Annotated in this window: 15 protein-coding genes; 6 read left to right on the plus strand and 9 right to left on the minus strand. The window is 66.1% G+C overall.

Annotated features, from left to right (window positions below; genetic code table 11):
• Positions 1-74 precede the first annotated feature (74 nt).
• From AC3WON_RS13570 to AC3WON_RS13590, 5 genes are all read left to right on the plus strand, one after another.
• The gene (locus tag AC3WON_RS13570) at positions 75-1,322 is read left to right on the plus strand and encodes a hypothetical protein (protein WP_492352020.1); all 1,248 of its coding nucleotides are present in this window, start codon (positions 75-77) and stop codon (positions 1,320-1,322) included.
• Positions 1,323-1,538: 216 nt separating this feature from the next.
• Positions 1,539-2,048 (plus strand): sigma-70 family RNA polymerase sigma factor, encoded by a 510-nt coding sequence (locus AC3WON_RS13575; protein WP_058698492.1) that lies wholly within the window; start codon positions 1,539-1,541, stop codon positions 2,046-2,048.
• A gap of 6 nt (positions 2,049-2,054) precedes the next feature.
• On the plus strand, positions 2,055-3,071 hold the full coding sequence (locus AC3WON_RS13580) for a FecR domain-containing protein (protein WP_492352021.1): 1,017 nt from the start codon (positions 2,055-2,057) through the stop codon (positions 3,069-3,071).
• Positions 3,072-3,228: 157 nt separating this feature from the next.
• On the plus strand, positions 3,229-5,397 hold the full coding sequence (locus tag AC3WON_RS13585; protein WP_492352022.1) for a TonB-dependent receptor: 2,169 nt from the start codon (positions 3,229-3,231) through the stop codon (positions 5,395-5,397).
• Between the two features lie 10 nt (positions 5,398-5,407).
• Positions 5,408-7,849 carry a TonB-dependent siderophore receptor gene (locus AC3WON_RS13590; RefSeq protein WP_492352023.1) on the plus strand — a complete coding sequence of 814 codons (2,442 nt, stop codon included), beginning with the start codon at positions 5,408-5,410 and terminating at the stop codon, positions 7,847-7,849.
• 157 nt (positions 7,850-8,006) lie between these two features.
• Here AC3WON_RS13590 and AC3WON_RS13595 read toward each other — a convergent pair whose 3' ends face one another.
• Together AC3WON_RS13595 and phnN are read right to left on the minus strand one after the other, a co-directional pair.
• The gene (locus AC3WON_RS13595; protein WP_492352024.1) at positions 8,007-8,999 is read right to left on the minus strand and encodes a tripartite tricarboxylate transporter substrate binding protein; all 993 of its coding nucleotides are present in this window, start codon (positions 8,997-8,999) and stop codon (positions 8,007-8,009) included.
• A 43-nt stretch (positions 9,000-9,042) separates the two neighbouring features.
• The gene (phnN, locus tag AC3WON_RS13600; RefSeq protein ID WP_492352025.1) at positions 9,043-10,848 is read right to left on the minus strand and encodes a phosphonate metabolism protein/1,5-bisphosphokinase (PRPP-forming) PhnN; all 1,806 of its coding nucleotides are present in this window, start codon (positions 10,846-10,848) and stop codon (positions 9,043-9,045) included.
• Between the two features lie 354 nt (positions 10,849-11,202).
• Here phnN and AC3WON_RS13605 point away from each other — a divergent pair, with 354 nt between their 5' ends.
• Entirely contained in the window at positions 11,203-11,748 is a 546-nt protein-coding gene (locus tag AC3WON_RS13605; protein WP_035816290.1) for a MarR family winged helix-turn-helix transcriptional regulator, read from the plus strand.
• Between the two features lie 108 nt (positions 11,749-11,856).
• On the opposite strand, the gene nadC is transcribed toward AC3WON_RS13605, so the two are convergent.
• From nadC to fliM, 7 genes are all read right to left on the minus strand, one after another.
• Positions 11,857-12,690: a carboxylating nicotinate-nucleotide diphosphorylase gene (gene nadC, locus AC3WON_RS13610; protein WP_018313570.1), complete on the minus strand. Its 834-nt coding sequence runs from the start codon at positions 12,688-12,690 to the stop codon at positions 11,857-11,859.
• Between the two features lie 123 nt (positions 12,691-12,813).
• Entirely contained in the window at positions 12,814-13,599 is a 786-nt protein-coding gene (fliR, locus tag AC3WON_RS13615) for a flagellar biosynthetic protein FliR (protein WP_492352026.1), read from the minus strand.
• A 41-nt stretch (positions 13,600-13,640) separates the two neighbouring features.
• A complete protein-coding gene (gene fliQ / locus AC3WON_RS13620) occupies positions 13,641-13,910 on the minus strand; it encodes a flagellar biosynthesis protein FliQ (protein ID WP_492320693.1) in 270 nt (89 codons plus the stop codon).
• A gap of 40 nt (positions 13,911-13,950) precedes the next feature.
• The gene (gene fliP / locus AC3WON_RS13625; protein ID WP_010810397.1) at positions 13,951-14,736 is read right to left on the minus strand and encodes a flagellar type III secretion system pore protein FliP; all 786 of its coding nucleotides are present in this window, start codon (positions 14,734-14,736) and stop codon (positions 13,951-13,953) included.
• Entirely contained in the window at positions 14,733-15,188 is a 456-nt protein-coding gene (gene fliO / locus AC3WON_RS13630) for a flagellar biosynthetic protein FliO (protein ID WP_492320694.1), read from the minus strand. The genes fliP and fliO overlap by 4 nt, the downstream gene beginning before the upstream one ends.
• Positions 15,185-15,634: a flagellar motor switch protein FliN gene (gene fliN / locus AC3WON_RS13635; RefSeq protein WP_010810395.1), complete on the minus strand. Its 450-nt coding sequence runs from the start codon at positions 15,632-15,634 to the stop codon at positions 15,185-15,187. Before fliN ends, fliO begins: the two co-directional genes overlap by 4 nt.
• Positions 15,627-16,646: a flagellar motor switch protein FliM gene (gene fliM / locus AC3WON_RS13640; protein WP_010810394.1), complete on the minus strand. Its 1,020-nt coding sequence runs from the start codon at positions 16,644-16,646 to the stop codon at positions 15,627-15,629. Before fliM ends, fliN begins: the two co-directional genes overlap by 8 nt.
• Positions 16,647-16,703 lie beyond the last annotated feature (57 nt).

Consider the following 16,703-nt stretch of genomic DNA (forward strand, 5'->3'; position numbering starts at 1 on the left):
GTGCGCGGGGAGATGGTGTTGCCGATGACACTGCTGCCGTCGCGGCTGCCGTGGCGGGGATTAGGGATGGCGGCATGTTAGTGTTTCCGGCCGGCGGTCGCTACAGGCTGACGGAGGTGGACCTTACTGGAAAGACGGTCACGCTCATTGCATACGGGGCCGAAATCATATGTGCCATGGAAGGCAAGGGAGCTATCAGGAAAAGCGATCACGGAAAGAAGCTGACAATCTGCGGTGGCAGATTCACTGGACGGGGTATCGGCGTCAGGTGGGTGACCGGCACCAGCACTACTCAATACGATGATTTCTTGCTGGTCGGCGTCAAATTCATGAATGCCGACTACGGCGTGTATCTCGATGGGGTGCGCGAGGGGGCGCTAGTTGGATGTTCCTTTGACGGTACGTTTGGTAACAAGGGGGTCTATCGTGTCAGGACAGTCAATACGCAGCTTATAGGCTGTAATTGGAAGAATACGGCGTACATGGTTAATGATGACGGTGACTACAGCCCTTATTCTGCTGGTCTGGTTATCAATGGCGGTGTCGCCATCGGCTGTGCAACTGGCATCTATTCGCAGGGAACTGATTTGGTAACAATCACTGGGGGAGTGGTTATTGACTATTGTGATGCCCCCGTTGTGCTACGTGGGGTTGACTGCGTCGAGATCAACGGTGGGTGCTACCTATCAAGTCGCGCGCTTCGCGGGGGGGGATCTAATCCCGCGTTGGATGTCAATTTGGCTGACAACGGCGACCCCACGAGAAATCTCAAGATTGGCTTTATTTCAGCACTGAACCATTCGAACGGTGCCGGAGCTGATTGCATCAGGCTGCGGGGCGTGGCCTCGGGATTCTTGGTGCACTGTACGATTTCATTCTTTAGACGGTTTGGGATCGATTTCGCTGGCTGCACACGCTTCCAGGTTAACGAGAACACGCTGGCTCGAGGGGCGGGCTCGCCTGCCACGATGGCAATCATTGAGTCGGCGGATGGTGACAGTAGCAACGGCGTGAGTCGAAATGATACTGGGGGGCTGCGGATATCTACGCTATTCGCCAGGGTTGAAGGCAACCTAGGGTTCGCTACCGAGGGATGTGGCGAGGCAATGGCAGCTGCAGATGCATCTGCCATGACGGTGAAGCATGGTTTGAGCTATACCCCGTCTAAGAGCGAAATTGTATTGACAGCGACCAACCGAGAGGCAGCGAATGCCAGGCCGTATATCGCGGCCGTATCACCTACTACATTCACGATCGGTTTTGCATCTGCTACGACGTCAAGTGCGAGCGTCGCTTGGCATGTAAAGAGAAAAACGTTCTGACGGGGCGCTGGGTACCCAGCGCGGCCGTGATTCACTTGGGATCGTGAGGGAGCGGTTCCGCCCAGCAGCGGCCCGCGGGCCGCTGCGAAGGGGTGAGGGGGCGAGCGTTGCCAGGAAGCGCTTGCAGCATCCGTGAATCTCCGCTTAAAATAGAAATAATTCTCATTTGCATAGTGCGCGCATCGTTGGGTGCGGAAATGAACGAGGGTTTCGCAGGTGGGCGCCGCCGACATTCCGGGCAATCAGCAGGTTCATGTTCTCTATTGCGATCACCACCGGTGGTTGCAGGGGTGGCTGCGCCGTCAGCTTGGCAATGCCTGCGACGCTGCTGATCTCGCCCAGGACGTATTCCTGCGCCTGTTGCGGCGTGAACCCTGCGATATCCGCGAGCCGCGCACCTACCTGAGCACCATCGCGCGTGGGCTGGTCATCGAGCACTGGCGCCGCCGCGAACTGGAACTGGCGTGGCTGGAGACGCTGGCCCAGCTGCCCGAACCACAAGCGCCGTCGCCTGAGAGCCGGCTCCAGTTTCTCGAGACGCTGATCGCGATCGACCGCATCCTCGATGCCTTGAAGCCGCGGGTGCGCACCGCATTCCTGTGGGCGCAGCTCGAAGGGCTGAGTTGCCGCCAGATTGGCGAGCGTCTGGGGGTATCGCTGGCCACGGCGGAACGTTACGTGGCCACGGCGCTGCGGCATTGCTACACGCTGCGCTTTGGCGAGTAGGCGCCGGTGACCGATCCAGGCAGGCCCGCGCAGCCGCGGCCTGAGCTCTCTGTTCCGTCCGATGTCGTCGACCAGGCCATCCGCTGGATGGTCAAGCTCGACTTTGGCGAGGGCGATGCCGTTGCGCACAAGGGTTTTGCACAATGGCTGGCCGCCAGTCCGCTGCATGGCGTGGCCTGGCAACGCGTGCAGGGTCTGAAGGACGATTTCAGCCGGATGCCGCCGGCCCTGGCGCTCGATACGCTGAAGACCGTGGGCAAGCGTCGTGGCACGCGCGGCATCCGGCGGCGCCAGGCTATCAAGATCCTTGCGCTGGCTGGTGTTTCGGTACTGGCTGCCGGCGCAGCGCGCGAGCTGGCCCCGTGGCAGCGCCTGCTGGCCGATGCCAGCACCGCCACCGGCGAGCAGCGCACGGTGCGGTTCGACGACGGCAGCACGATCGTGCTGAATACCGACACCGCGATCAGCACCCGCTTCGACGCCACGCGACGCGTCGTGACGTTGCGGCGTGGAGAGATCCTGGTTGCCACCGGCCACGATACGCCCGTTGCAATGCGGCCGTTCTGGGTAGAGACGCCATTTGGCGGACTACGCGCTCTGGGCACGCGCTTTGTGGTGCGGCTGGAGGACGGGCACGCGCGCGTCAGCGTGCTCGAAGGGGCGGTCGCCCTGCATCCCGCCAACGGCCGGGCCGCCGATGACAACGCAAAGGTGGCGCGAGCCGGCACGAACTGGTGGCTCGCAGCCGACGGCAGCGCACCAGCACCGGCCCGGCCGTTCACGGACGACGGCTGGGCCGAAGGCGTGATCGCCGGCAACGACATGCGGCTTGCGGACCTGCTGGCCGAGCTGTCGCGCTACCGGAGCGGGCGCATCGTCTGCGACCCGTCCGTGGCGGACCTGCGCGTGTCCGGCGCATACCGGGTGCGAGACACCGACCGGGCACTGGCATTCCTTGCGCAGGCGCAGCCCATCAGCATTCGCTACCGCACGCGCTTCTGGGTCAGCGTGGGGCCGCGCTGAACCACGATGCCGGGCGTGCGAGAAATATTTTCAGGAAAAGTGAGGGGATTCCGGTTCTCGACCGGCCAACAGCATAGGAAACCAAAACCTGTCGCTGCCGGAGAGAATGATGTCTGTATCTTGTTTTACCCACGCCCGCCCTGCAAAGTCGCCTCGCATGGCCTGCACGCCGCAACCCCGGCCGCTGGCCATCGCGCTGCACCGTGCCTGCGTCTGCCTGACCTTGGGGGCCGCCGTGGCACCGTTTGAAGCCCTGGCGCAGGCCGCCGATCCACAAACGCTGCCGGCCGTGACCGTCAGCGCCAGCGCCGATGGCGCCGGCGACCTGCCCGCGGCGTACGCGGGCGGACAGGTCGCGCGCGGCGGCCGGCTCGGGCTGCTTGGCAACAAGGGGGTGATGGACACCCCGTTCGCGACGACCAACTACACCGCACAACGCTTGGAGGACCAGCAAGCCGTGACGCTGGCGGAAGTGCTGGGGAGCGACCCGTCCACGCGCTTCACCGGCCAGATCGGCGGCGTGACCGATTCGTTCTACATCCGCGGCTTCCCGATCAACGAGGGCAACCTGTCCGAGGTGGCCTTCGACGGCGTCTACGGGGTCTCGCCCAACTATCACCTGTTCACCGAATACCTGGAGCGGGTCGAGGTGCTCAAGGGCCCGGCCGCCTTACTGTATGGCATGTCGCCCAACAGCGGCGTGGGCGGCGTGGTCAACGTGGTGCCCAAGCGCGCGCTGGCCACGGACCTGACGCGCTTTACGCTGGACTATGCTTCCGACGCGCAGGTGGGCGGCGCCGTCGACCTGAGCCGCCGCTTCGGCGAGAAGCGCGAATGGGGGGTGCGCTTCAACGGGCTGCACCGCCAGGGCCCGACCCCGCTGGACCACCAGAAGTCGCGCGCCGAGGTGGCCGCATTGTCGCTGGACTATCAGGGCGAGCGCCTGCGCGCCTCGCTCGACGTGATCGAGCAGTACCAGTGGGTCGATGCTCCCACGCGTCCGTTCCTTGTCGCCCCGGGCGTGGAGGTGCCAGCGGCACCTGACGGCCGGCGCAATGTCTCGCAGCCATGGGGCTGGTGGAAGTCCAACGACCTCTCGACGCTGCTGCGCGCCGAGTACGGCCTGACTGACAACGTCACCATCTTTGCCGATGCCGGCGGCACCCGCTCGGACGTGGCGCGCTTCTCCGACCAGACCCCCACCATCCTGAACGCCGGCGGCGACACCTCGGCCGTGCCGCAGAACTGGAAGTTCCGGATCAATCGCTCCTCGTTCGATACCGGTGTGCGGGCCAGATTCGGGACCGGCTCAGTCAGGCATGCACTGGCGCTGCAGGCCAACCTCTACACGGACAGGATCGCGAGTGCCAGCAGAGCGGGCACGGCGGTGCGGTCCAATATCTATGACCCGGTCGCCAGCCCCGAGCAGAGCGTGGCAGCACCCGCCTCCGTGCCCAAGGTGTCGGACTCCACGCTGTCCGGCGTGGCGCTGGCCGACACGCTGAGCGCATTCGACGAGCGCCTGCAGCTGACGCTGGGCCTGCGCTACCAGCAGGTAAAGTCCGGCAACTACAGCAGCAGCGGCGCCAAGACCGCTTCGTATGACGAGAGCGCGGTCACGCCGCTGGCCGGCATCGTGTACAAGCCCTGGCAGCATGTGTCCCTGTACGCCAACTACGTGGAAGGCCTGAGCAAGGGCGATATCGCGCCCGCCACCGCGTCGAACGCGGGCCAGGTGTTCGCACCGTACAAGACCAAGCAGCAGGAGGTGGGCGTGAAGCTCGATGCCGGCAAGGTCATGGCCACGCTGGCGGTGTTCCGCATGAGCAAGCCCAGCGGCCAGCTGTTCGGCACGGTCTATGCGATCGACAGCGAGCAGCGCAACCAGGGCATCGAGCTCACGCTGTCCGGGGAAGCCTGGAAGGGTGTGCGCCTGCTCGGCGGCGTGACCCTGCTGGACGGCGAGCTGACCAAGACCAACAGCGCCGCGACCCTCGGCAACCGCCCGGTGGGCGTGCCCAAGGTGATGGCCAACGCGGGCGCCGAGTGGGACCTGCCGTGGGTACAGGGCCTGACGCTGACCGGCGCGGTGAACTACACCGGCAATGCTTACGTCAACCAGGCCAATACCCAGCACGTGCCGTCGTGGACCACGGTGGACCTGGGCGCGCGCTACCGCACCAAGGTCAGCGGTCATGCCACCACCTTCCGCGCGGCGCTGATCAACGCCTTCGATCGCAAGTACTGGTCGGGCGTGGCATCGTACGGGACCATTTCGCAGGGTGTCCCGCGCACCTTCATGGCGTCCGTGGCCGTGGACTTCTGAGCGGAGCGGCGTGAGGAAGCGGCAGTCGCAACGATCCCCGGGCGCGGTGTGGCGCACGCGGAGCGCTTCGGCCGCCGCGGGGGCGTGGCTCGCTGTCCTGACGCTGGGGACCGCCGCGCTGCCGGCGCTGGGGCAAGACAAGGGCAGTGCCGTCGCCATGCGCGCCTTCGCCATCGCGCCCGGCCCGCTCACGGTCACGCTGAACCGCTTTGCCAGCGCCGCCGGCATCAATCTGTCCTACGATGCCGCGCAGCTGGCCGGGCTGCGCAGCGAGGGGTTGCATGGCAGCTATGCCGTTCCCGAGGGCTTTCACGTGCTGCTGGCCGGCACCGGGCTGGAGGCTGTGCCGATGGACGGCGGCGGCTACGCCGTGCGCCGCGCCGCGGTGCAAGGTGAACGCGCGCCCGCAACGCTGCCCGAGGTGCGCGTCGTCGGCACGCATGACAGCGAACCGCCGTTGCTGGCCGGTGGACAGGTCACACAAGGCGTGCGCCTGGGTTTGCTCGGCAACACCGACAACATGGATGCACCGTTCAATGCCGTGGGCTACAGCGCCGGCTTCATCGAAAACCAGCAGGCACGCACCGTTGGCGACGTGCTGGCCAACGATGCATCGGTGCGCTATGTCAGCCAGCCCGGCGGCATCCTGGATGCGTTCAGCATCCGCGGGTTTCCGGTGGGCAACGGCAACTTCGGCGAGATCGCGTTCGATGGCATCTATGGCGTGGCGTCCAACTATCGCGTTTCCACCAGCTATGTCGAGCGCGTGGAACTGATCAAGGGCCCCACGGCGGTGCTCAACGGCATGGCGCCCAGCGGCAGCGTGGGCGGCGGCATCAACATCGTGCCCAAGCGCGCGGGTGCCGTCGACGTGACGCGCTTCACGGCCGACTACGCGGCGGCGTCGCAGTTCGGGGGCAGCGTGGATATCAGCCGCCGCCTGGGCAGTGCCAGCCAGTTCGGCATTCGCTTCAATGGCAGCTACCTGGGTGGCGGTACCGCGCTCGACAACCAGTCGCGCCGCGCCACCTCGGGCGCGCTGGCGCTGGACTACCAGGGCGAGCGCTTGCGCACCACGCTGGATCTGATCGGCCAGCGCGAACGGATTTCCGCGCCATCGCGGTTGCTGCATATCGTGCCAGGCATCGCCGTGCCCGACGCGCCGGATGGCCGCCGCAATATCTCGCAGCCGTGGGAGCAATCCCATATCCGCGACGGCTCGCAGCTGCTGCGCGCGGAATACGACCTTGCCGACGGCGTGACCTGGTTTGCCGATGCCGGTGGCGGGCAGACGCACGTGGCGCGGCTGTTTGCCATCACGCCAACCATCATCGATGCCGCGGGCGATGTGGCGGTAGCCGACTCCAACTATCGCTTCCAGGTGGCGCGTGTCAGCGCCGACACCGGCGTGCGCGCGCGTTTCCAGACCGGCCCCGTGAGTCACCAGCTCAGCGTCGTGGCCAGTGGCTACCACGACAAGCTCGGGCGCGCGTACAACACTGCCAGCACGACCGCGCTGACCAACCTCTACGCGCCCGCGACGCTGCCGTTCCAGGATGTGCCGGCGCCGTCTGGCGTGCCGACGGTATCGAAGACACGGCTCACCGGCGTGGCATTGGCCGATACGCTCTCGGTCCTTGACCGCCGCCTGCAACTGACGCTTGGCCTGCGCCGCCAGCGTGTGCAGTCGGACAACTTCAACGCGGACGGAGGACTGGCCTCGCGCTACGACCAGGGCGCGTGGACGACGCTGGCGGGGTTGGTGGTCAGGCCCTGGCAGCAGGTATCGTTCTACGCCAATCGTATCGAGGGGCTCAGCAAGGGCGAAATCGCGCCGGGTAGTGCCAGCAATGCCGGTGAAGTGTTCGCCCCGTACAAGTCGCGCCAGTACGAGGTAGGGGTAAAGCTGGAACAAGGCGGCATGCGCGCCACCATCAGCGCATTCCAGATCAGCAAGCCCGGCGGGGAGCTTGCTGGCTCGTGGTTCGCCGTCAACGGCGAGCAGCGTAGCCGGGGTCTCGAGTTCGGGCTGTACGGCGAGCTCGCCAGCAACGTGCGCTTGCTGGCGAGCGCTGCACTGCTTGACGCAACCATCACCCGCGACGCGGACGCCGGCACGGTGGGCAGGTCCGTCATCGGCGCCCCGTCGCTGCAGGTGAACCTTGGCGCCGAATGGGATGCCGCCTGGCTTCCCGGCCTGACACTGAGCGGCGCGCTTGCCTACACCGGGCGCCAGTATGTTGACCAGGCCAATACCCAGAGCTTGCCAGCCTGGACGCGCGTGGACCTGGGTGCGCGCTACCGGACCAGGATGGCCGGGAAAGACGCGATTCTTCGCCTCTATCTGCGCAATGTGTTCGACCGCCGTTATTGGGCGGCGGTGGACAGCTATGGCGGCCTGGCCATTGGCGAGCCGCGCACGTTGATGATGTCGGCGACGGTCGGCTTCTGATCCGGCCTGAAGGCGGCCCGGCGCCACCGGATCGTCGCGGCCATCCCGCAGGCACGAACGCGCTCGCACGGGGGCTGGCTTGCGCCCGCGTGGCAACGATGTACTACGGGAAGTCGGGGGATCCGCCTGCTGTGGCCTGGCCGGTGCCCCAGCCGGGTCAGTCGACGAGCAGATTGATCTTCGTCGTGAATTTCTGCCAGCGATCGATGTCGGAACTCACCAGCTTCTGGAATTCAGCGGGCGTGCTTGTCGTCGTGGCAAAGCCGAGTTGCGTCAGCGATGCCTTGACCTCGGGCTTGGCGATGGCCCTGGCGATTTCCGTGTTGAGCCTTTGCACGATCTCGGGCGGCGTATTTGCCGGGGCGAGGATGCCGAACCATTGGTCGACGTCATAGCCGGCCACGCCAAGCTCGCTCACGGTGGGTACGTCTGGCAGGAACGGCGAGCGTGCCTTCGACGTGACGGCCAGCGCGCGCAGCTTGTTGCTTTTCAGGTAGGGGATGGTGTTGGTCAGCGTGTTGACGCTGACATCGGCCTGGTTGCCGAGTACGTCGGCGATGGCGGGGGCGCAACCCTTGTATGGCACGTGCAGCATGTCCATCCTTGCCGAAACCTTGAGCAGTTCGCCTGCCAGATGCTGCGGGGTGCCGTTGCCGCACGACGCATAGCTGGGAGGGGAGGCGCTCTTGCCCGCCGCCAGCAGGTCGCTGAAAGTGCGGAGTTTCGAGTGCGATGGCACGGCGATCACCGATGGCACCGAAGCGAAGGTGATGACGGCGCTGAAATCGGACTTGGGATTGAACTGCAGCTTCTTGAAGACGCTCGGGTTGATGGCAAAGCTGCTGTTGACGATAAGCAGCGTATAGCCGTCGGCGGGACTCTTGGCGACGAACTCGGCGCCAATATTGCCGCTGGCGCCGGGCCGGTTGTCGATCACCACCGGCTGCCCCAGCGACTTGCTGATGTCGGCCCCGATCAGGCGCGCGAGAGAATCGGTCCCCCCTCCGGCCGGGAACGTCACCACCATGCGGATCGGCTTTTGCGGGAAGGTACTGGCGATATTGGCTTCGGCGCGCCCGGGCAGGGTGCCCAGGCTGCCTGCGACAAACAGGAGCGATGCCAGACTGCTGACGACGGATAGGGGTCTCATTGATATGCCTCGTCGGTTAGGGTGAAGGAAGCGGGAAAGCCGGTCAATCGGGGTCTATACGCACCGCCTGGCAGCACTCGCCGCCGGCGCGCACCAGTGCCGCAGCCGCCTCTAGCGCTTCAGCGAAGCCGGCGTGAATACGGTAGAGCGGTTGCCCTGGCGCCACCCTTGCACCGATCGCGCACAGCATGTCGACCCCGGCACCGCCATCGCGCGGCGCGCCGGCGGCGCGCGCCACGCCGGAAATCTGCAGGCCATCGACGCCCGTGACCCGGCCCTGCGTGGCGGCGGGAACGACCAGCGTATGCGTACCCGGCGCCACTGGATCGCAGCGAACGCCCTGCGCGGCGGCGATGCGCTCGAACGCGGCCCTGGCCTTGCCTTCATGCAGCAGCGCCGCCGCAATTTGCATGCCGTGTTCGGGGGAGCCCACGCGGGGATCGAATGCGATGATTTCGCCGGCAAAGCGCAGGGCCTTGTCACGCAGGTCGGCGGGCGCATCGGGAGCGTTGTCGAGCACGAGTCGGACGTCGCGCACTTCCAGTGCGGGGCCGATGCCGCGCCCGATCGGGCGGCTGCCGTCCGTGACCAGTGCGCGTACGTGCAGGCCCAGTCCCTTGCCGACGTGTTCGAACAGCGCGCCCAGCGCCTCGGCGTCGGCGCGCGTTGCCAGCTTGGTTTGCGGCCCGTAGGGCAGGTCGACGATGACATGGGTGGCGCCGGCGGTGTACTTCTTCGACAGGATCGACGCCACCGACCAGCGCCGCGAATCCAGCCGCAGCGGCCGCGTGATGGCGTTCATCACATCGTCGACCACGGAATGGTTCAGCCGTCCGTTCCAGGCGATGCAGGCGCGCGCCTGGGCCACGCAGCGGCGCACGTCCTCGTGCGCCAGGTCGACCCGTGCGATGGTCTCCATGGCATCGGCGGTGCCGGCGGCAGAGGTGATCGCGCGCGACGATGTCTTGGGCATCGCCAGCCCGTAGGCCGCGACAATCGGCACCACGATCAGCGTGATGCGGCTGCCGGGAACGCCGCCCATCGAATGCTTGTCGACGACTACCGGTTCGTCCCAGTCGATGCGGGGTGTGAAGGTGGTACGCGCGCGTGCCAGTGCCACCACTTCCTCGTCCGTGAGCGTGCGGGTTGCGGCAACGAGGAACTCGGTCAGCTCGGCCTCGGTGTAGCGCCCGGCGATGGCGTCCTGCAGCACGGCGACGTAGGCAGCTTCGTCGAGCGGCTCGCCGCGCAGCTTGGCCATCAGGTTGGTGCGGCTGGCCGGCCGTTCGGCGGCGGATGCCCTGGTGCCGTTGCGCAAGGCTTCGACAAAGCGTGCCGTGCCTGCTTCCAGCGTGCTGTCGTTCGACACCGTGATACAGGGGACGTGTGGCGGCACCGGAGCTCCCGCGCGTGCCACGCGGCTGGCAACCTGGTCGCCCGATTCCCGCCCGCGTGCGGCAATGCGCCGGGCAAGCACGTCATGCGGTGCCGTTACCAGGACCACCACGAAACGGGGCAAGCGCGCCGCGAGTTCCGCGATGACGCCGCGCGAGCCATTGGCCACGACGTTGCGGCCGCGTTCGAGCTCGCACATCAGGGACCTGGGCAATCCGTAGCGGAGGTCGTGCGCGTCCCAGGTCACCAGGAACTCTCCGCTTCGCTGGCGCCGCGCGAACTCGGTTTCCGTGACACCTTCGTGCTCCTCGCCAGCAGAGCCGTCAGGGCGGGTGATGACGCGCCGCGCAAAAACGTAGTCGCCGTCGAGCGTGGCACGTGCACCGTCGATCAGGGAGTCCTTGCCAGCGCCACTGGGCCCCACAACAAAGAAGAATGTGCCGGTCGCCTTCATGAGCATTACCTTAGATGTCGAAGTTATGTGGCTATGCTAGCACCGGCCAGGGGGGTGTCAAGATAAGTTCGATGTCTAAGGTAATGCAAGCAACGGGCCAGCGCCCGCAAATCCAGTGTGTACGCGGGATTCGCGGGCTTATAGGGGAAAACACGGGGAGCAGGGTGCGCGGTGACGGTGCCCCGTGCATGGGTTGCGGGCATCGTGCACTGATGGAGTGAACGCTACATGGAGAGGCCTTGCCGACGAAGCAGTGGTGTCGGCGTGCGGGCGCCGGAGGCGCTATCATGTGCGCTGTCGCTGGCACCGGGTCGTCCGGTGCCGCATGCATACGCTCTACTTTCCCTCACGACTATGGCCACAAAGAAACCGGATGCTCCGGTCCCGATCACGCCTGCGGATGAAGCCGATGAAGAGCGGCTTGCCCACCTGGTGAAGGATGCCGCCCGGGCCTATATCCGGGCGCTGCAGCTGCGGCTGGCGGAACATTCGGTTTCGTATGGCCACTGGACCATCCTGCGTATCCTGTGGCGCCATGACGGCGTGTCGCAGCGAGAGCTGAGCGAACGCGCCGGGGTGACCGAGCCGACGACGTTTGCGGCAGTCAAGGCGCTGGAGGCGCTGGGCTACGTGGAACGCACGCATCTTCCCGGCAACAAGAAGAAGGTGCATGTGTTCCTGAGCAAGACCGGACGCGCGCTGCGCCGCAAGCTTGAACCGCTGGCGACCGAGGTGAATGAACTCAGCGTGGAAGGGCTGAGCGAAGAAGACGTGCTGACCACGCGCCGCGTGCTGATCACGATTGCGAAGCGGCTGGTCGCCGACGAAGCCGCGTCGGCGGAACATGGCCGGCGGGTCCCGTCCACACAGGAGGTGGGGCGCCTGCTCTCGGACCTGTAGACGACCCGCAACGGAAAAGACCCTCGCCGGGCGAGACCGGCAAGGGTGAATGCCTTGGGTAGAAGGCGTGAATCGGTTAGAGCGATCAGGGGGCTGGTCCCCCCGGTGTCAGGCTTCGTCGAGCCCGATGTCGACGGCAGGGGCGGACTGGGTGATCTTGCTCGTGGAGATATAGTCCACGCCCGTTTCCGCCACGGCCCGGATCGTTTCCAGGCGGATGCCGCCTGATGCCTCGACCTTGGTCCGGCCATTGACGATCTGCACGGCTTCCTTCATGTCGGGCACCGACATGTTGTCCAGCATGATCACGTCGACACCGGCTGCCAGTGCTTCGTGCACCTGTTCCAGCCGGTCGCATTCCACTTCCAGCTTGGTCAGCACGGGCAGCTTGCGGCGCACGCGTGCCACGGCGGCAGCGATGCTGCCGCATACGGCGATGTGGTTGTCCTTGATCATCACGCCGTTGTCCAGGCTCAGCCGATGGTTCAGGCCGCCGCCGCAGGTCACCGCATGCTTTTCCAGCGCGCGCAGGCCCGGCGTGGTCTTGCGGCTGTCGATCAGGCGCGCCTTGGTATGGGCAATAGCCTGGGCATAGGTTGCCGTATGGTTGGCGATGCCGCACAGCCGCTGCATGATGTTAAGAGCGGTGCGCTCGGCCGTCAGGACGCTGCGTGCATTGCCGCTCACGTTAAGCAGCACCGCGCCTTTTTCAACCTTGTCGCCATCGGCGACGCGCACATCGACCGACAGCGTCGGATCGTAGCGCGCGAAGATGCGTGCCGCCACGTCGATGCCGGCGATAAGCATCGGCTCGCGGGCGTTCATGCAGAAGGTGCCGGTCTCTCCCGGTTCAATCATGGTCTGGACGGTCAAGTCGCAGATGCCGATGTCTTCGGTCAGCCAGAGGTCGATCAGCTTGTCGGTGGCGAAAATGTCGTACATGAAGGGCTCCTGAACGGTGGTTGCGGTACCTCAGAAATCTTAGAGATCGAAGTACATGGCGCAATACTAGTCCTTCCATGCGCCATGTCAAGTAATATTCGAGATCTAAGATAATACGCAAACCTACCGCGCAAACTGCCCCAGCACCGTCCCGAGCGCCTCCAGCCCCGCCTCGATCATGTGCTGCATGTAGGTGCCCATCTGCGGCATCACCAGCATCAGCACCAGCAGGCCGCCGGACAGCGTGACCGGGAAGCCGACCGCAAAGATCGACAGTTGCGGCGAGGCGCGGTTCAGGATGCCCATCGCCAGGTTCAGCGTCAGCAGCGCCGCGATCATCGGCAGCGCCAGCAGCAGTCCGGACGAGAACACCATGCCGCCGGCGCGGGCCACGGCCATGGCGCCGCCGGCGGACAGCGGCGTGCCGCCGATGGGCAGGCCGTTGAAGCTGTCGACCAGCGCGCCCAGCATCAGCAGGTGGCCGTCCAGCGCCAGGAACAGCAGCATCGCGATCAGGTTCAGGAAGCGCGACAGCACCATGGTCTGGCCGCCGGCGGCGCGGTCGAAGAACGAGGCAAAGGACAGGCCCATCTGCAGGCCGATGATTTCGCCGGCTTGCTGCACGGTGGCAAAGACCAGCCGCATGGCGAAGCCGGTGGCCAGGCCGATGCCGACTTCGTTGAGGATGATCATCAGCCCCCCGAAGGAGTACACCGGCACCACCGGCAGCTGCGCGATGGTGGGCGACACCACCATCGCGATCATCGCGGACAGCGCGATCTTGGCGCGGCGCGGGATGGTGGACTCACCGAACAGCGGCGCGGTGCCGATCAGGGCCAGGATGCGGAAGAAGGGCCACAGGAACGCCGCGAGCCAGCTGTAGAGCTGGGCTGAGGTGAATTCGACCACGGCGGGGAGTCAGGGCGGAAGGGCGGGGGGACTGGCCAGCGTCAGTGCGCCAGCGCGGGAATGCTCTGGAACACCCCGCGCATGTAGTCGACCATGGAATTGATCATCCACGGCCCGGCCAGCACCATGGTGGCGAACAGCGCGATCAGCTTGGGGATGAAGCTCAGCGTCATCTCGTTGATCTGCGTCGCGGCCTGGAACAGGCTCACCACCAGGCCGGCGGCCAGCGCCACCAGCAGCAGCGGGGCGGCCAGCAGCAGGGTCATCTTCATCGCCTGGGTGGCGATGGTCATTACGGTCTCGGGTGTCATGGCTCGGACTCTGCGGTGGGTGGCGGGCGCTGGGGCCGCCTCAGTTCATGAAGCTCTGCGCCAGCGAACCCAGCAGCAGCTGCCAGCCGTCGACCAGCACGAACAGCATCAGCTTGAACGGCAGCGAGATGGTGGCCGGCGGCACCATCATCATCCCCATCGCCATCAGCACGCTGGCGACGACCAGGTCGATGATCAGGAACGGGATGAAGATGGTGAAGCCGATCTGGAACGCGGTCTTCAGCTCGCTGGTGACGAAGGCCGGCACCAGGATGCTGAGCGGCACTTCCTCGGGGCCCTGCATTTCAGGCGCCTTGGCCATCTGCGCGAACATGGCCAGGTCCTTCTCGCGGGTCTGGCGCAGCATGAAGGCCTTGAGCGGCTCCGCGGCCTTGGCCGCGGCGGCCTCCAGGCTGATCTTGTTTTCCGACAGCGGCTTGTAGGCGTCGTTGTAGACGCGGTCGAACACCGGTGCCATCACGAAGAAGGTCAGGAACAGCGACAGGCCCACCAGCACCTGGTTGGGCGGCGAGGTGGCGGTGCCCAGTGCGCTGCGCAGCAGGCCCAGCACGATGATGATGCGGGTGAAGCCGGTCATCAGCAGCATCGCCGCCGGCAGGAACGACAGCGAGGTCAGCAGCACCAGCGTCTGTACCGGCAGCGACCAGATCTGGCCGCCGCCCGGGGCGGGCTTGCTGATGACGCCGGGCAGTGCCTGGGCCCAGGCCGGCGCGGGCGCCAGCGCGGCAATGGCCAGCATCAGCGCGAGCAGGGACAGCAGCGGGCCCGGCAGCGGGCGCCGCAGCGCGGCACGCGGGGAATTCATGACTTGAAGTGATTTTGCATCGAACGCAGCAGCTTTTCGGCAAAGGTGCCGCCACCCGGCTGTTGCGAAGGGCCTGCACCGCCGGTGGCGGCGAGGGGATTGGCTGCGGTGGTGCCCGCAGGCAGGGTATGCAGCGGCCGGATTTCGCCGGGGCTCACGCCCAGCACCAGCCAGGTATCGCCCACTTCCACCAGCACCAGGCGCTGGCGTGCGCCGAGCATGGTGCTGCCGACCACCTTCATCGCGCCGCCGGTGGCGTGACGGACCAGGCCGGCACGCCGGGCCACCCAGGCCATGCCCAGGATCAGCGCGACGATGGCGAACAGCCCCAGCCCGGCCTGCGCCAGGCTGGCCGCGCCGCTGATGGCCGGCGCGTGCGTGCCGTCGGCGGCCATGGCGGCCCCCGGCAGCGCCGCAAGCACGGCCAGGCTGGCGCGCGTCTGCATGCTCATTTGTTCAGCTTGCGGATGCGCTCGGACGGCGTGATGATGTCCGTCAGGCGGATGCCGAACTTGTCGTTTACCACCACCACCTCGCCCTGCGCGATCAGGTAGCCGTTGACCAGCACGTCCATCGGCTCGCCGGCCAGGCCGTCCAGCTCCACCACCGAGCCCTGCGCCAGCTGCAGCAGGTTCTTGATGGGCACCTTGGTGCGGCCCAGTTCCACGGTCAGTTGCACCGGGATATCGAGAATCATCTCGATATCGTTGCGGAAGCCGCTCGGCGCTTCCTTCGCCAGCGGCTGGAACACGGTGGCGGCGGCCGGAGTGGCCGCGGGTTGGGCCGCCGGTGCGGCGGCTGCGGGGATCCCGGCGGATGTGGCGCTGGTCTGCTCGGCCAGCGCGCTGGCCCAGTCGTCCATCGGATCGACGGGCTTGTCCTCGATGCCGTCACTCATAATCGCTGTCCTCGGTGTCCAGGTGGGAATCGCCGTCCTGGTGATTGATCATTCGTTCTACCCGCAGCGCGTACTGGCCGTTCATCGTGCCGAAGCCGCATTGCATGACGGGCACGCCGTCCACCTTGCCGAACACCTTCTCCGGCAGCTCGATCGGCAGCACGTCGCCGGCGCGCATCGCCAGCACTTCGGCCACGGTGCTCTGCAGGTGCGCGAACTCGGCCACCAGCTCCACCTCGGCCGCGCGCAGCTGCGTGGACAGTTGCGTGACCCAGCCCTTGTCGACTTCCTTCTCGTCCTGCAGCGGATTCATCAGCAGGTCCTTGAGCGGCTCGATCATCGCGTACGGCAGGCACACGTGGAGCTGCCCGCCGACGGCGCCCAGTTCGATATGGAAGGCGGTGGTCACCACGGCCTCGTTATGGGTGGCGACGTTGGCAAACTTGGGGTGCATCTCCGAGCGGATGTACTCGGTCTCGATCGGGTGCACGGTGCGCCAGGCGTTGCCGTAGCTGGCCAGCGTCAGCTCCAGCATGCGCTGGATGATGCGCTGCTCGGTCTGGGTGAAGTCGCGGCCTTCCACGCGGGTGTGGAAGCGGCCGTCGCCGCCGAACAGGTTGTCCACCACCAGAAACACCAGGTTCGGGTCGTAGACGAACAGCGCCGTGCCGCGCAGCGGCTTCAGGTGGACCAGGTTCAGGTTGGTCGGCATCGGCAGGTTGCGCGCGAAGTCGCCGAACTTTTCGATCCTGATGCTGCCCACGGTGATGTCCGCGCCGCGGCGGATGAAATTGAACAGCGCCGTGCGCATCGAGCGCGCAAAGCGCTCGTTGATGATTTCCAGCGTGTGCAGGCGGCCGCGGATGATGCGTTCCTGCGTGGCCAGGTTGTAGGGGCGCACACCGCCCTCGTCGAGCGCAGGCTCGCTGGCCTTGGGCGTATCGGCTTCGCCGGATACGCCCTTGAGCAGCTCGTCGACCTCGTCTTGCGAGAGGAACTTGTCGTAGGCCATCTAGTGTCCTGCCCCTTGTGCGGCGTTATGGATGAATCCGGTGCGGCCCTGGCTTGC

It is taken from the genome of Cupriavidus sp. FW305-46 (assembly GCF_058787075.1).

Coding starts and splice junctions, on each gene's coding strand:
- AC3WON_RS13570 (WP_492352020.1), top strand. CDS start 75: ATGTTAGTGTTTCCGGCCGGCGGTCGCTACAGGCTGACGGAGGTGGAC.
- AC3WON_RS13585 (WP_492352022.1), top strand. CDS start 3,229: ATGGCCTGCACGCCGCAACCCCGGCCGCTGGCCATCGCGCTGCACCGT.
- AC3WON_RS13595 (WP_492352024.1), bottom strand. CDS start 8,999: ATGAGACCCCTATCCGTCGTCAGCAGTCTGGCATCGCTCCTGTTTGTC.
- phnN (WP_492352025.1), bottom strand. CDS start 10,848: ATGAAGGCGACCGGCACATTCTTCTTTGTTGTGGGGCCCAGTGGCGCT.
- AC3WON_RS13605 (WP_035816290.1), top strand. CDS start 11,203: ATGGCCACAAAGAAACCGGATGCTCCGGTCCCGATCACGCCTGCGGAT.
- nadC (WP_018313570.1), bottom strand. CDS start 12,690: ATGTACGACATTTTCGCCACCGACAAGCTGATCGACCTCTGGCTGACC.
- fliQ (WP_492320693.1), bottom strand. CDS start 13,910: ATGACACCCGAGACCGTAATGACCATCGCCACCCAGGCGATGAAGATG.
- fliP (WP_010810397.1), bottom strand. CDS start 14,736: ATGAATTCCCCGCGTGCCGCGCTGCGGCGCCCGCTGCCGGGCCCGCTG.
- fliO (WP_492320694.1), bottom strand. CDS start 15,188: ATGAGCATGCAGACGCGCGCCAGCCTGGCCGTGCTTGCGGCGCTGCCG.
- fliN (WP_010810395.1), bottom strand. CDS start 15,634: ATGAGTGACGGCATCGAGGACAAGCCCGTCGATCCGATGGACGACTGG.
- fliM (WP_010810394.1), bottom strand. CDS start 16,646: ATGGCCTACGACAAGTTCCTCTCGCAAGACGAGGTCGACGAGCTGCTC.